The organism is Streptomyces aureus, from assembly GCF_000725495.1.
GTDB classification, from domain to species: Bacteria; Actinomycetota; Actinomycetes; order Streptomycetales; family Streptomycetaceae; genus Streptomyces; species Streptomyces aureus_B.
In genome coordinates this window covers 1-14,824 of record NZ_JNZD01000033.1, presented here as the reverse complement: position 1 = coordinate 14,824, position 14,824 = coordinate 1, and the positions used below count along the sequence as shown (strand labels likewise).

At 72.2% G+C, this 14,824-nt stretch carries 14 protein-coding genes; 7 read left to right on the top strand and 7 right to left on the bottom strand.

The features are described 5' to 3' along the window. Positions 1-78: 78 nt before the first annotated feature. Positions 79-519, bottom strand: coding sequence for a methylmalonyl-CoA epimerase (gene mce, locus IO36_RS31740; protein WP_037624892.1), 441 nt, complete (start codon positions 517-519; stop codon positions 79-81). Positions 520-666: 147 nt separating this feature from the next. Between mce and IO36_RS31735 the strand changes: the two genes are divergently transcribed. Both IO36_RS31735 and meaB read left to right on the top strand, forming a co-directional pair. Next, a complete protein-coding gene (locus IO36_RS31735) occupies positions 667-1,869 on the top strand; it encodes an acetyl-CoA C-acetyltransferase (RefSeq protein WP_037624890.1) in 1,203 nt (400 codons plus the stop codon). A 40-nt stretch (positions 1,870-1,909) separates the two neighbouring features. Continuing rightward, on the top strand, positions 1,910-2,866 hold the full coding sequence (gene meaB / locus IO36_RS31730; protein WP_037624888.1) for a methylmalonyl Co-A mutase-associated GTPase MeaB: 957 nt from the start codon (positions 1,910-1,912) through the stop codon (positions 2,864-2,866). Between the two features lie 284 nt (positions 2,867-3,150). On the opposite strand, the gene IO36_RS31725 is transcribed toward meaB, so the two are convergent. The 4 genes from IO36_RS31725 to IO36_RS31710 all read right to left on the bottom strand — a co-directional run bounded on the left by IO36_RS31725 (position 3,151) and on the right by IO36_RS31710 (position 5,813). Next, complete coding sequence (locus tag IO36_RS31725; protein ID WP_037624886.1) at positions 3,151-3,627, bottom strand: MarR family winged helix-turn-helix transcriptional regulator; 477 nt, start codon at positions 3,625-3,627, stop codon at positions 3,151-3,153. 104 nt (positions 3,628-3,731) lie between these two features. Beyond that, positions 3,732-4,532, bottom strand: a complete 801-nt coding sequence (locus tag IO36_RS31720; RefSeq protein WP_037624883.1) for an AIM24 family protein — start codon at positions 4,530-4,532, stop codon at positions 3,732-3,734. Continuing rightward, positions 4,529-5,179, bottom strand: a complete 651-nt coding sequence (locus IO36_RS31715) for an AIM24 family protein (protein WP_037624881.1) — start codon at positions 5,177-5,179, stop codon at positions 4,529-4,531. The genes IO36_RS31720 and IO36_RS31715 overlap by 4 nt, the downstream gene beginning before the upstream one ends. 1 nt (position 5,180) lies before the next feature. Next, the gene (locus tag IO36_RS31710; protein ID WP_037624879.1) at positions 5,181-5,813 is read right to left on the bottom strand and encodes an AIM24 family protein; all 633 of its coding nucleotides are present in this window, start codon (positions 5,811-5,813) and stop codon (positions 5,181-5,183) included. Between the two features lie 248 nt (positions 5,814-6,061). On the opposite strand from IO36_RS31710, the gene IO36_RS31705 reads away from it, so the two are divergent. From IO36_RS31705 to IO36_RS31690, 4 genes are all read left to right on the top strand, one after another. Then, positions 6,062-6,403 carry a DUF3817 domain-containing protein gene (locus IO36_RS31705; RefSeq protein ID WP_037624876.1) on the top strand — a complete coding sequence of 114 codons (342 nt, stop codon included), beginning with the start codon at positions 6,062-6,064 and terminating at the stop codon, positions 6,401-6,403. After that, a complete protein-coding gene (locus IO36_RS31700; protein ID WP_037624875.1) occupies positions 6,400-6,693 on the top strand; it encodes an MTH1187 family thiamine-binding protein in 294 nt (97 codons plus the stop codon). The genes IO36_RS31705 and IO36_RS31700 overlap by 4 nt, the downstream gene beginning before the upstream one ends. Before the next feature lie 189 nt (positions 6,694-6,882). Then, entirely contained in the window at positions 6,883-8,661 is a 1,779-nt protein-coding gene (locus IO36_RS31695) for a glycosyltransferase family 2 protein (protein WP_037624873.1), read from the top strand. A 3-nt stretch (positions 8,662-8,664) separates the two neighbouring features. After that, on the top strand, positions 8,665-10,641 hold the full coding sequence (locus IO36_RS31690; RefSeq protein ID WP_037624870.1) for a radical copper oxidase GlxA: 1,977 nt from the start codon (positions 8,665-8,667) through the stop codon (positions 10,639-10,641). A 101-nt stretch (positions 10,642-10,742) separates the two neighbouring features. On the opposite strand, the gene IO36_RS31685 is transcribed toward IO36_RS31690, so the two are convergent. Then, positions 10,743-11,735: a glycoside hydrolase family 6 protein gene (locus IO36_RS31685; protein ID WP_037624868.1), complete on the bottom strand. Its 993-nt coding sequence runs from the start codon at positions 11,733-11,735 to the stop codon at positions 10,743-10,745. A 79-nt stretch (positions 11,736-11,814) separates the two neighbouring features. Further along, positions 11,815-12,798, bottom strand: a complete 984-nt coding sequence (locus IO36_RS31680; protein WP_037624867.1) for an ArsR/SmtB family transcription factor — start codon at positions 12,796-12,798, stop codon at positions 11,815-11,817. A 73-nt stretch (positions 12,799-12,871) separates the two neighbouring features. On the opposite strand from IO36_RS31680, the gene IO36_RS31675 reads away from it, so the two are divergent. Further along, on the top strand, positions 12,872-14,389 hold the full coding sequence (locus tag IO36_RS31675; protein WP_078943572.1) for an MFS transporter: 1,518 nt from the start codon (positions 12,872-12,874) through the stop codon (positions 14,387-14,389). Positions 14,390-14,824 lie beyond the last annotated feature (435 nt).

Sequence of the window (14,824 nt, the reverse complement as noted above, 5' to 3'; positions counted from 1 at the left end):
GGAAGGCACCGGGACCACGGCCGTCCCCCGCGAAAGGCGACGGCCGACCCCAACCCTACCGGCCCAGATATACGGAGGTCAGTGCTCAGGTGACTCAACCGCCGCCGAAGTGACCAGTTCTGTCAGAACTCCGTGGCAATCCTTGGGGTGCAGGAACGTGATCCGGGACCCCATGGACCCGATCCGGGGCTCGTCGTAGAGCACCCGGACGCCCTTTCCGCGGATGTCGGCGGCGTCACCGTCGACGTCGGCGGTGCCGAAGGCGATGTGATGCACGCCCTCGCCGTTCTTGGCCAGCCACTTGCCCACGGCGGAGTCCTCGCGGGTGGGTTCGAGCAGCTGGAGGTAGGAGGCGCCGCCGTCGGACGTCTCGTTGATCTTGAGCATGGCCTCCCGGACACCCTGCTCCTCGTTGACCTCGGAGTGGAAGACTTCGAAGCCGTACGTCGCACGGTAGAACTCGACAGTCGTGTCGAGGTCGAAACAGGCGATCCCGATGTGGTCGATTCGCGTCAGCATGGAGTCAGTGCAGCGCTCCTGGCGTGGTTACGCAACGTGCGCGCGATCACACTGCGGGCCGGATGACGCGTGGCGTACCGCTCAGTACATTCTGAGTAAACCCTCGTTCACTCCTCGGCTGTGCAGCCGGTAAGGGGATCGCACCTCATGTCTGGAACGAACAGCAACACCTCGGTGATCGTCGCGGGCGCCCGCACGCCCATGGGACGACTGCTGGGCTCGCTGAAGTCCTTCTCCGGGGCCGACCTCGGCGGCTTCGCGATCAAGGCCGCCCTCGACCGTGCGGGCATCGGCGGCGACCAGGTGCAGTACGTGATCATGGGCCAGGTGCTCCAGGCCGGGGCGGGGCAGATCCCGGCGCGCCAGGCCGCCGTCAAGGCGGGCATCCCGATGAACGTCCCGGCCCTGACCATCAACAAGGTGTGTCTCTCCGGCCTCGACGCCATCGCGCTCGCGGACCAGCTGATCCGCGCCGGCGAGTTCGACATCGTGGTCGCCGGCGGCCAGGAGTCCATGACCAACGCGCCCCACCTGCTCCCGAAGTCCCGCGAGGGCTTCAAGTACGGCGCCATCGAGATGCTCGACGCCATGGCGTACGACGGTCTGACGGACGCCTTCGAGAACATCGCCATGGGCGAGTCGACGGAGAAGCACAACACCCGTCTCGGCATCCAGCGTCCCGTGCAGGACGAGATCGCCGCGCTCTCCCACCAGCGCGCCGCCGCGGCCCAGAAGAACGGCCTCTTCGAGGCGGAGATCACACCCATCGAGATCCCGCAGCGCAAGGGCGAGCCGGTCGTCTTCAGCAAGGACGAGGGCATCCGCGCCGAGACGACCGCGGAGTCGCTCGGCAAGCTGCGCCCGGCCTTCACCAAGGACGGCACCATCACCGCCGGCAGCGCCTCGCAGATCTCGGACGGCGCCGCCGCCGTCGTCGTGATGAGCAAGGCCAAGGCGCTGGAGCTCGGTCTGGAGTGGATCGCGGAGATCGGCGCCCACGGCAACGTGGCGGGCCCGGACAACTCCCTCCAGTCGCAGCCCTCGAACGCGATCCTGCACGCCCTCAAGAAGGAGGGCCTGGAGGTCGCGGACCTCGACCTGATCGAGATCAACGAGGCCTTCGCCGCGGTCGCGGTCCAGTCAATGAAGGACCTCGGCGTGTCCACGGAAAAGGTGAACGTCAACGGTGGTGCCATCGCCCTCGGTCACCCGATCGGCATGTCCGGCGCCCGGCTCGTGCTGCACCTGGCCCTCGAGCTGAAGCGGCGCGGCGGCGGCGTGGGCGCGGCCGCCCTGTGCGGCGGCGGCGGTCAGGGCGACGCCCTGATCGTGCGGGTGGCCAAGGCCTGACCCGTACTCGCTCGACCGACCTCTCGTGAACGGAGCTGTGATGCAGGACGTCTCCTCGCTGGTGACCCAGGCCAGGGAAGGGCGGCCGCGGGCGGTGGCCCGGTTGATCTCCCTCGTGGAGGGAGCGGCACCGCAGCTCCGTGAGGTCATGGCCGCGCTGGCCCCGCTGGCCGGCAACGCGTACGTGGTGGGGCTCACCGGTTCGCCCGGCGTCGGCAAGTCGACGTCGACGTCGGCGCTGGTGAGCGCCTACCGGCGGCAGGGCAAGCGGGTCGGTGTCCTCGCCGTCGACCCGTCCTCGCCGTTCTCCGGCGGCGCGCTCCTCGGCGACCGCGTCCGCATGTCCGACCACGCCTCCGACCCGGGCGTATACATCCGCTCGATGGCCACGCGCGGGCACCTGGGCGGACTGGCCTGGTCGGCGCCGCAGGCCATCCGGGTCCTCGACGCGGCGGGCTGCGACGTGATCCTGGTCGAGACCGTGGGCGTCGGCCAGTCGGAGGTGGAGATCGCCTCCCAGGCCGACACCTCGGTCGTCCTCCTCGCCCCCGGCATGGGCGACGGCATCCAGGCCGCCAAGGCCGGAATCCTGGAGATCGGCGACGTGTACGTCGTCAACAAGGCCGACCGCGACGGCGCCGACGCCACCGCCCGCGAGCTCAACCACATGCTCAGCCTCGGCGAGTCCCGGGGGCCGGGGGACTGGCGCCCGCCGATCGTCAAGACGGTCGCCGCGCGCGGCGAGGGCGTCGACGAGGTCGTCGAGGCCCTGGAGAAGCACCGGGCGTGGATGGAGGAGCACGGCGTCCTGGCCGAGCGCCGGCTCGCCCGGGCCTCCCAGGAGGTGGAGACGATCGCCGTGACCGCGCTGCGCCGCCGTATCGGCGACCTCCACGGCGACCGCCGCCTCAGCGCCCTCGCGGAACGCATCGTCGCGGGCGAACTGGACCCGTACACGGCGGCGGACTCCCTGATCGAGGGCCTGAAGGAATCCTGACGGCCCGGCCCCGGCGGGTCGCGGTGACCCGGCGCGCCGGTGTGCGGCGCGGTGTGCCGCACACGGCCGGGTGCGCGCACCCGGACGGCACGCCCCCGCCCGGCTCCTCCCGGCGGTCTCCGGGGCCCCGGCTCGCGTCCGCGGGCGGAAAGCGGGAACCCCGCGCCCGGACGGGGACGCGGGGTACCGTGCGGCCGAGGACGCCCGGCCCGGGGTGACGGACGGGGCCCGGCGGGCGGCTGAGCACGGTCGGTGGACCGTGCCGCCCGGGCGGCGCCGTGTGTCTACGGCTTGCCGCGCTGTCCCAGCAGGTGCTCGGCGATCGGGCGCAGCGCCTTGTGCAGGTCCTCGAGGGCCTCGGGCGACACCAGGTCGATGAAGTGCCGCCGCACGGAGGCCACATGGTGCGGCGAGACCTTCTTCATGGTCTCCATGCCGTGCTCGGTGAGCACCGCGTACAGCCCCCGGCGGTCGGACTCGCAGTTCTCGCGCCGCACCAGGTCCGCGTTCTCCATGCGGGTGATCTGGTGCGACAGACGGCTCTTGGACTGGAGGGTGGCGGAGGCCAGGTCGCTCATCCGCATGCGCACGCCCTCCGACTCGGAGAGGTTCACCAGGATCTCGTAGTCGTTCATCGTCAGCCCGAACGGCTGAAGGTCCCTCTCAAGCTGGTACGTCAACAGCCTGTTGACCTCCAGGTGGGTGCGCCAGGCGCACTGCTCCGCATCGGTCAGCCAGCGGGTGGCCGTCTCGGTCTCCATGAATGAAGTCTACCTAAAATGTTGAAATGCGAACTAGTGAGGGGTTGTGTGACTGTGCGCACGTGTTCGATGCGCGTTCGACGTCACACTCCGCAGACTACCGCTCACAGCCCGAAGCGACGCTGGAGGTCCCCCAGCTGTCCGGGAAGGCGCGGTGCCCCGGCCTGCTGCCCGTGCTGACCGGGCGCCCCTCCCGCGCCGGGCACTCCCGCCTGGTGCGGGACCGCCCCCGTCGCCTGCTCCGCCATCAGCATCTCGGTGGACTGGAGCAGCACCGTTCCCGCCCCCACGAACTCGAACTGGTGCTCCTCGCCGGAGGCCCCTCCGAGGCCCGTCATCGCACGTAGACCGCCCATCACGCCCGTCATGTACCCGTGGTCGTAGTGGTGGCACGGGGAGGGGCAGTCGGCCCAGCCGACGAGGGCCTGCGGGTCCACCCTGATCGGGGGTTCCATGAACACCACCGGACCGTTGGACGCGGCCACGAACTTGCCGGTTCCGATCAGTGTCAGAAAGCCCGGCACGATCGACTGCTTCAGCGCGAGACTTGGCTGAAAAGCGAGCAAGTTGCCGGAGCGAATGGTCAGGTTGCCGTTGTCGAGGTCGTACGAATTGACGTCGAAGGCCCGGTCGGCGAGCAGCATCTTGCCCGAGCCCTGCGCCACGACCCAGTCGCTCGCGTGCAGTGGCGAATGGAACGACGTACGGACAAGACGGTCAAGTCGACCGTGCCCGATGCCGTTGAACTCCATGGATCCGTAGTAGGCGATCATCTTGCCCTTCTGCAGGAACCACTCGCTCCCCTTGAGTTCCACGCAGAAGGTGTATTTGTTGACATTGTCGTCGACCGGCAGCGACATCGGATCGTGGATCACCGGCCCGCCGGGGCCTCCGTACCCGCTCACAGCTTCTCCTCCGAGGCCTGGACGTACACCGAACCGCTGCCGCTCAGCTCCAGCTGGAACGCCTCGCCCGAACCGCGTCCCACCATGTCGCGCCAGCCCAGCGCCGTGGACAGCTTGTTGCGCACGTCGCCGTGGTGGGCGACGTACGCCTGCGGGTCCACGTGCACCGCGCGCTGCGGGGTGATCGGGACCTCGAAGACGCCGCCGTGCGCCATGACGGCCACGGAGCCGTGGCCCGTGAGGGTGGTGGTGAAGAGCCCCTGGCCCGTCACCTGGCCCCGCACCATCCCCATGACACCGCCCTGCGAGCCCAGGAACACCGTGCCCTGCTGCAGCGTCCCGTCGAAGGCCAGCAGCCGGTCCGCCTCGACGTACAGCGTGTCACCCGTGAGGGTGATCACCTGGACGTGGTGGCCGCCGTGCCCGAAGAACACCGTGCCCGAGCCCTCCACGGTCATGAGCGGGGTCGCCTCGTTGGCCAGCCGGCGGCCGATCATCGACATCACACCGCCCTGCCCGCCCTGGATGTTGGGCGTGAAGGACACCTCGCCCTTGTACGCGAGCATCGCGCCGCGCTGACTGAACAGCCGCTGCCCCGGCATCACCGTGGCCTCGACCATCTTCGAGTTCACCTCGCGGAACGCCATGTCACACATCCCCCGCGATCGTGTTGCGCTCGCTGGGCTGGACGTAGACCAGCCCGTCGCCCTCGAAGCGCATCTGGAACGCCTCGCCGCCGCCCTCGCCGAGGAACGTGCGGAACGTCACACCGGACTGCAACGACTGCCGCACGTTGCCGTGGTGCGCGATGTACGCGCCCGGATCGACCGTCAGCGGGTACTGGGCGCTGACCCGCAGCACCACCGCGGGGCCGTCCGAGGTGATGGCCGCCTGGCCGTGGCCCTCGACGGTCGTCGTGAACAGTCCGTTGCCCTGCGAGGCGCCGCGCAGCCCGGTGAACGTCGTGCCCGTGCGCAGGCCGGTGTCCGTGGCGAGCAGATTGCTCGACTCCACGTACAGCTTGTCCCCCTGGAGGGACACCAGGTTGATCTCCGAGGCCCGGTCCGCGAACCAGCAGGTGCCGTGCCCCTTCACCTCCATCACCGTCATCTGCTCGCCGGTCAGGCGCCGGGTCACCATCCCCCGGATCCCCTCACCGCCCCCGCTGAGCTTCTTGAAGGCCATCTGGCCGTCGTACGCGACCATGGAGCCGTTCTTCGCCTTCACGGCGTCCCCGGTCATGTCGACGGCCAGCACCTTGCTGCCCTGAAGTCGAAACATCGCCACGCAGTGAAGGTAACCGCACGGCCGGACGGCGGACAGAGCCCACGGGTGGATCCCACCCCTGATCCGCCCCCTAGGGGGCCCGTCCGCCCCCGGCCCCTCGTGCCGTCCGCACCGGGACGCGGGTGTCAGGCGCCCCCCGCGCCCGGGATCGCGGCCGCCGGATGCCACAATGGCCGGGACGCTTGTGCTTGCTTTCACAAGGGCGCGTTCCCCCCGACAGCGAAACCCACCGAAGGTGACCCGTGGACATAAAGACCGCCACCGCACTCCGCCGGCTCCGCCTGGTCTCGGCCCCGGAGGCCGTTTCCTTCCTGCTGCTGCTCGTCTGCTCGGTGCTGAAGCGGACCACGGACTTCAACGCCGTGCCCGTGATGGGCGCGGTCCACGGCTTCCTCTTCGTCCTGTACGTGGTCTTCTGGGCGGACGCCTGGAACCGCGCCCGCTGGAGCGCGCGCACCGGCATCCTCTACTTCGTCCTCTCGGTGCTGCCCACCGGCGGCTTCTTCGCCGAGCGCCGGCTGAAGCGCGAGGCCGAGGACGCGGTCGTCGCCTCCCGTGTCGTCGCCGAAGGCGTGAAGGCATGATCGTCGCCTTCTCCGTGACGCCGCTCGGTGTCGGCGAGGACGTGGGGGAGTACGTCGCCGACGCCGTCCGCGTGGTCCGCGAGTCGGGCCTGCCCAACCGCACCGACGCGATGTTCACCTCGATCGAGGGTGAGTGGGACGAGGTGATGGACGTCGTGAAGCGCGCCGTCGCCGCCGTCGAGGAGCGCGCGCCCCGCGTCTCGGTCGTCCTCAAGGCGGACATCCGCCCCGGAGTGACGGACGGTCTCACCTCCAAGGTGGAGACGGTGGAGCGGCACCTGTCCGCCTGACCGCAGACGATTCTCCGTGGAACCCCGGCCCCCAGGGCCGGGGTTCACGCGTTCGCGGGCCGAAGACCACCCGCCCGCCCGCCGTCGCACCCCTTCGGACCCACCCCGTTCGACACGTCGCGAAAACTCCACTTATGTGTGGGTACCAGCCATGACGATCACCGGCTCGTTCCACCACGGGAGGGCGATGTGCGGCCCGCGGGCTACGACTACGACACCTACGGCCGCCTGGCCGGACCGCTGACCCTGCCGTCCGGCACCGACTACCGGGTGCAGTACACCAAGCTCCTGTCGCGAGAGCCGCACCGAACGACCGCCGTCCTGCTGATGACCCTCGCCCCGGCCCTCACCGGAGCGCTCCTCGTCTATCTCGTGTGGCCCACCCACTGGGTGGACCGCGAGGGCGGCCAACCCTGGCTGATCGCCCTCGACACCACCCTGCTCGTCGCCATCGGGCTGATCGAACTGTTCATGGTCGTCAACGTCCTGAGCATCGCCCACGCGACGATGGTCGCCCGCGACCCCGTCCCCGTCGTTCCCGCCCACGGGACCCGGGTCGCCTTCCTCACGACCTACGTCCCCGGAAAGGAACCCCTCGCCACCGTCCGCGCCACCCTTCAGGCGGCGGCCGCCCTCACCCACACCGGCCCCCTCGACGTCTGGCTCCTCGACGAGGGCGACGACGACCGGGCCCGCGCCCTGTGCGCCGAGCTCGGGGTCCGGCACTTCACCCGGCGCGGAGTGCCCGAGTGGAACCGTCCGGAGGGAAGCCACCGGGCCCGCACCAAGCACGGCAACTACAACGCCTGGCTCGACCTCTACGGACACGCGTACGACTTCTTCGCCTCCGTCGACACCGACCACGTCCCGCTGCCCGGGTTCCTGGAGCGGATGATGGGCTACTTCCGGGACCCCGACGTCGCGTTCGTCGTCGGACCCCAGGTGTACGGGAACTACGAGAACCCCGTCACCAAGGCCGCCGAGTCGCAGCAGTTCCTCTTCCACGCCCTGATCCAGCGCGCCGGCAACCGCTACGGCTCGCCCATGTTCGTCGGCACCAACAACGTCGTACGGATCGCGGCCCTCCGGCAGATCGGCGGGCTGTACGACTCCATCACCGAGGACATGGCCACCGGTTTCGAACTGCACCGGCACCGCAACCCCCGCACGGGCCGGCACTGGCGGTCCGTCTATACACCGGACGTGCTCGCCGTCGGTGAGGGCCCCTCCTCCTGGACCGACTTCTTCACCCAGCAGACCCGCTGGTCGCGCGGCTCCTGCGAGACCTTGATCAAGCAGTACGGGAAGGCGCTGTTCTCCATGCCGGCCGGCCGGCTCCTGTCGTACACGCTGATGCTCCTCTACTACCCGATGACGGCCGTCAACTGGCTCCTGGGCGTCCTGAGCTGCTTCCTCTTCCTGTGGTTCGGGGCGTCGGGGACACAGGTCACCGCGTCCGTGTGGCTGATGCTCTACAGCGACGCGGCCGCCCTGCAGATCTGTCTCTACCTGTGGAACCGGCGGCACAACGTCTCGCCGCACGAGCCCGAGGGGTCCGGCGGGCTGGCCGGCATGGCGATGTCGGCCCTGTCGGCGCCCGTCTATCTGAAGGCGCTCACCGAGGCGGTGCTCCGCCGCCCCAGCCGCTTCGTCGTCACCCCCAAGGGCCACGACGCGAGCCCCGACCGGCTCGGGACCTTCCGGATCCACCTCGGCTGGGCCGCGTTCCTCACCGTCTCGCTCGGCGCCTCGGCCGTCCTCGGGCACACCCACGCGGCCATGCGGACCTGGGCGCTGCTGACCCTGTGCATCTCCCTCGCCCCGGTCGCGGTCTGGCTCCGCACCCGCGCCGGGGAGCGCCGGACCCCGCCCGCGGCGCCCGCGCCCGTCCGGCTCCCCGACCGCCGGGAGTCACCGGCCGCCGCCACCCCCATCACGGTCACCGGCACGACGACAGGAGGCACCTAGGCCATGGCGAACCGGCCCTCCCCGCAGGCGTACCGGCCCTCGAAGAAGACGAAGAAGACACTGCTCGGCATCGCGGGTCTCGCCGTCCTCGCCGGACTCAACGCCCCGGCCGCGCTCGGCCTCGCCGGTGAGACCTACCACGAGTACCGGATCACCCGGCCCGCCTACCAGGCGCGGTACGGCTCCTGGAGCCGGATCGACATCCCCGCGAAGTACCGCACCAACGCCATCCACGCGGCCCTCCTGCACACCGGGAAGGTGCTCATCGTCGCCGGGTCGGGCAACGAGCAGCGCAAGTTCGACCGGGGGTCCTTCGACACGATCCTGTGGGACCCGAAGGCGAACACCTACAAGAAGATCCCCACCCCGGACGACTTCTTCTGCTCCGGGCACGCCCAGCTCCCCGACGGCCGGATGCTCGTGGCGGGCGGCACGGCCCGCTACGAGAAGCTGGACGGCGAGGTCGTCCGGGCCGGCGGCGGCATGCGAGTGAAGAACGAGAACCCAGACAAAACCGTCGTCCTCAAGAAGGGCACCGTCTTCCGGTCGCCCGCCGGAGTCGACTACGTCAGCAGGGTCGACGTCACGGTCCCCCGGGCGAAGCGGAACCAGGTCGTCACCTACGACCGCAACGGGGTCATGCAGCCCTGGCGGACCGAGGTCACCGCCGGGGAGGCGCGGGTCTTCGTCGAGGCCGAGGAGAAGGGGCCGGGATCGGTCACCGACCGGCGGGCCCAGTACGAGATCGTCGGCCTCGGCGGCGAGGACGCCCGCAACACGTACGGCCTCTCGGAGAAGATCACCCTGGAGAAGCAGGACTTCCAGGGCATCAGATCCGCCTACGAGTTCGACCCCAAGGCCGAGCGGTACATCCCCGTCGACCCGATGGACAAGGCCCGTTGGTACCCCACCCTGGTGGGACTGGACGACGGACGGGTCCTCGCGGTCTCCGGGCTCGACGACGTCGGGGTCATCGACCCGGGCGACACCGAGGTCTACGACCCGGTGACCAAGAGGTGGAGCCCCGGGCCCCACCGCTACTTCCCGACCTACCCGGCCCTGTTCCTCACCCGGGGCGGCAAGCTCTTCTACCCGGCCTCCAACGCCGGGTACGGGCCCGCCGACCAGGGCCGCGAGCCGGGCCTGTGGGACCCGCGGACGAACACCTTCCAGAAGGTGCCGGGCCTCAAGGACGCCGACCGGACGGAGACCTCCGCCTCGGTGCTGCTCCCGCCCGCCCAGGACCAGAAGGTGATGATCCTCGGCGGCGGAGGCGTCGGCGAGTCCCGGAAGTCCACCCCGCGCACCGCGATCGTCGATCTCAAGAAGGACAGCCCGGTCTTCGAGGACGGCCCCGACCTTCCCCAGGGGACGCGCTATCTGAACAGCGTGATCATGCCGGACGACACCGTGTTCACCACGGGCGGCTCCCGGGACTACCGGGGCCGCGGCGCCAGCAACGTCCTCAGGGCGCAGTTCTACGACCCCCGCACCAACACCTTCCACGACGCCGCTGCCCCGACCGTCGGCCGCAACTACCACTCCGAGGCGCTGCTGCTGCCCGACGGCCGGGTCGCCACCTTCGGCTCCGACCCGCTCTTCGACGATCAGAAGAACACCAAGCTCGGCCACTTCGAGCAGCGCATGGAGGTGTTCACCCCGCCGGCGCTGCACCGCGACGGCGCGCGGCGCCCGGTCCTCGGGGCCGGACCCGAGGAACTCGGCCCGGACCGCCGGGCGACGTTCGCCACCGCCCACCCGGAACGGGTCGCGCGGGCCCGGCTGATGCGGCCGAGCGCCGTCACCCACACCACGGACGTCGAGCAGCGGTCGGTCGAGCTGGGGCTGACGAAGACGGCGGACGCGGTCACCGTCGAGGTGCCGAACGACCCGGCGCTGGTCCCGCCCGGCTGGTACATGCTCTTCGTGACGGACGCGCGGGGCACGCCGTCCGAGGCGAAGTGGATCCATGTCCGCTGACCCCGGAGGACGGTCGTGGCCCGCGGGCCGTCGTACGGCGCGCGGTGTACGTCAGCGGGCGGGTCGTGGCCCACGGGCCGCCGTCCGGCCCGTGGCGTACGTCAGCGGGAGCCGCGGGTCAGCTCCAGGGCGTACTCCGGCCACCAGCGGCCGGCGGCCGGTCCGCCCCCGCACTCCCCGTCCGACTCCCCGGGCCGCTTGATCCACAGATAGGCGTCGAGGAGGGGCTCGCCGGTGGCCGTGGTCGGCGGGGTGCCCAGCGCCCGGCCCGGCGGGTTGCACCAGACCCCCTCCAGCGGCCCGTTGCCGTTGCGGCTGGTGTCGACGACGAAGTGCTTGCCGCCGAGCCGGCCGGACAGACCGAGGCCGTACTGCCTGCTGGCCGCGTCCGTCTGGAAGTTGGAGACGTTCAGCGAGAAGCCGTCGGCGTGCGCGATGCCCGCGCGTTCCAGGGGCCCGACCAGCCTCTCGGAATCCGGGATCCACGAGGGGTTCCCGGCGTCCAGGTACACCGTGGTGCGCGGCCGGCGCTTCAGCCGGACGACCGCCTCGCCGAGCAGCCGCTCGCGCTCCTCGTGGTACTCGGCGGGGGTGCAGCCGTCCACCATGTGGGCGACCGCGTCCGGTTCCAGGACCACCAGGGCCCGGCCGTCCCCGAGGGCGTCGGCGAACCGGCCGATCCACCGGCGGTAGGCGTCGGCGTCGGGCGCTCCGCCGGCCGAGTGCTGGCCGCAGTCCCGGTGCGGGATGTCGTACGCGACGAACAGCGCGGTCCGCCCTTCCCGGGCCGCGGCGGCGGTCGCCGCGCGGACCGACGGGCCGGGGTCCTCGCCGGCCGGCCACAGCGCGACGGGCTGGTCCGCGATCCGCCGGAGCAGCGCGGCGTCCGCGGTACGGCCCTGACGGCGCCACACCTCGATCTGCCGGGCCGCAGGGCCCGCCGGGTCCACCCAGAACGGGGAGCGGGCGCCGGCCTCCGTCCGCTGCGAGGCGCCGCCGGTGCCGGGGGCCCGGCCGGCCCCCGGTCCGTCGGCGCAGCCCGCCGCGAGCCCGAGCACCGCGAGGGCCGCGAGGGTGTGGATCAGCCGGGCCATGCCGCTCCCTAGCGCGAAGGTGACGACCGGTCACCAATCGTGGCACACCAGGACATTGTGGCGGGAGGCGGCACGGCCGTCAGTCGCCGCCCGACGCCAGCGCGATCCCGAGCGGTGTCCGCTCGTACAGCACCTGGTGCCCGTACCGCCGCGAGACCAGCAGGCCCGCGTCGCGCAGCGCGGTCAGATGCGCGGAGACCGACGACGGGGCCAGGCGCAGCCGGTGCGCGAGCGAGGTGGTGCCGGCCGGCTCGTCGAGCGCGGTGAGGACGGTGGCGCGGCCGCGGCCGAGGAGCCGCACCAGTGCCTCGGGGGTGCGGTCGCCGGGCTCGGTCCACAGGCCGCCGATGCCCCGCGCGGGGTAGACGAGGGTCGCCTGCCACGGGGGTTCGAAGCCGCTGATCACGTCCGGCCAGGAGAACACGCTCGGCATGAGGACCAGGCCCTGGCCGGCCAGGTGCCGTTCGTGCCGGCCGCCGACCTCGACGGTCAGGGTGTGCGAACGCCAGCCGAAACGCCGGTCGATCTCCGGCAGGAGCCCGCCGAGGCCGACCTCGGCGAGCCGCCGCGAGTGGAAGGCGACGTCGGCCTCGAGCAGGGCGCGCAGACGCGGCCAGTCCGGTTCGACGAGGGTGTGCCAGGCCTGTTCGAGCAGGTCCGTCAGGTCCCGCACCATCCGGGCCGGGTCGTCCAGCATGGCCCGGGCGCGCGGGGAGGCGAGGGCGCCGGGGGTGTCGGCGAGCGAGCGGGCGCTCTCCTCGCGGGCCACGTCCGGGTCGGCGGCGCGGACCGCTGCGATCTCCTCCCGGAAGCTCGCCGCCGGGCCCAGCGGGGGCGGTCCGAGCCAGTCGGGGGAGTAGCCGCGCCGAGGCATCAGCAGCCACAGCGGGGTGAGGTCGAGATCGGCGGCCGCCGCGCGCATACGGCGCAGCCAGGGGGCGTGATAGCCGTGCCGGTCGGGCCGGTCGAGCGTGCGGACCGCCTCCTGCGTCTCCCACAGCGGCGACACCGCGAACCGGCAGTTGAGGAGGTCGTCCTCCCCGAAGTGCAGCAGTGACGGCATGGCACGACCCCAGAAGATTCGGCTGACGCCGAAACTCTACGCCTCCGGGCCGGCCCCGGGCACGCTGACGCCCATGCCGGAAGCACAGACGACGGGCCCGACACGGACGCCCGCCCCCAGCCCTGCCCCGGGCCGGGATCCCGCACCCGCCCCGGGGGTCGACGTCGCCCCCGCCCCGGGGGCCGAGCCCGCGCCTGCCACGGGGGTCGTTCGCACTCCCGGGCCTGCGGCGGGGGCCGAGCCCGCGCCCGCCCCGGGGGCCGTTCCCGCGCCCGCCACGGAGGTCGACCCCGCGCCCGCCGCCGCGCAGGCGGTCACGCCCGCCGGGGCTGCGGCCCCCGCGCTCGCGCCCGCGCCCGTGCGCACCGGGTACGGGCCCGTGTTCGCCGTGCCCGAGTTCCGGGCGGTGTTCGTGGCGCACGCCTTCTCTCTGCTCGGGCTCGTCGTCAGCGAGATCGCGCTGTCCGTCCTCGTCTACGGTCTGACCGGCTCCCCGCTGCTGAGCGCCCTGACGTTCGCTCTCGGCTTCCTGCCCTACCTGATCGGCGGGACGCTGCTCGCGGGCGTCGCGGACCGCTTCCCCGCCCGTCGGGTCCTGGTCGTGTGCGACCTGGTGTGCGCGGGGTGCGTGGCCGTGATGGTGCTGCCGGGCGCCCCCGTCGCGGTACTGCTCGCGATGCGGGCCGCGCTGGCCTTCGTCGCCCCCGTCTTCCAGGGGACGCGGACGGCGACCCTCGCGGACGTCCTCGGCGACGGCGAACTGTTCGTGCTCGGCCGCTCCCTGCTGCGAATCCTGTCGCAGAGCGCGCTGCTGGCCGGGTTCGGCGTGGGCGGCCTGTTGCTCACCGTCGTCTCCCCGCGCCACGCGCTCCTCGTCACGGTCTGCACCTTCCTGCTCTCCGCCGCGCTGCTGCGGTTCGGCACCCGGCGGCGGCCTGCGCGGGCCGCCCGGGGGCAGGCGCTCGTGCGCGACTCCCTGAGCGGTGCCCGTCAGGTGCTGGCCGACCGGCGGATTCTCGTCCTGCTCCTGCTGTTCTGGGTGCCGCCGATGTTCACCGTCGCGCCGGAGGCGCTGGCGGCGCCGTACGCCGAAGGGCTCGGGGCCGGGACGGCCGGGCTCGGCCTGCTGATGTGCGCGCTGCCCGTCGGCACGATCGCGGGGGAGCTGTTCGCCGGTTCGCGGCTGCGGCCGGCGACCCGGAACCGGCTCACGCTCCCGCTGGTCTGCGTCACGCTGCTGCCCTACGCCGCGTACGCCCTGCGGCCCGGCCTCGGCTGGTCGCTGGTCCTGCTGGTGCTCGCGGGCGCGGGATCGGCGTACACCCTCGGCCTCGACCAGTGGTTCGTACGGGCCGTGCCGGACGAACTGCTGGGACGGGCCATGACGCTGAACACGGCCGGGCTGATGACGGTCCAGGGCGTGGGGATGGCCCTGTCGGGCGTGGTGGCGGAGTTCGCCGGGGTACGGGCGACGGTCGTGGGCGCGGGCGTCCTGGGAACGGCCTCCTGCGTGGCCCTGGCCCTGGCGGCTCGGCAAGCCGAACGCGCCGCGGCCCGGGCCGGGGAGCCGGGACCGGTCGAGGACGCATAGGGCGCGGCCGACAGGGCCCGAGACCACCGCCAGGCGGTCGCCGACCGCCGCCGCCGACCGCCAACTCCGGCTCCCCGCCCCCCCCCCCCCCCCGCCCCTTCCCGTGCCCGCCGAGCCCCGGCCGCGCACCTTCCCGTGCCCGCCGGGCCCAGGCCCCGCATCCCCCCGAATCCGCCGGGCCCGGCCCTGCACCCTCCGGCCTCCAGCACCCTCCCGAACCCGCCGGGCCTCGCCCCTGCACCGTCCGGCCTCCCGCACTCTCCCCGCCCCCGCATCCCCAAGAACCCGCCGAGCCCCGGCTCCGCACCCTCCGCCCTCCGGCCTCCCGCACCCGTCACGCGTCCTCCGGCCTCCCGCACCCGTCACGCGTCCTCCGCGCTCCCGCACCCGTCACGCGCGCCCACCGGGCACCACCCCCACCCCCACCCCCGCCCC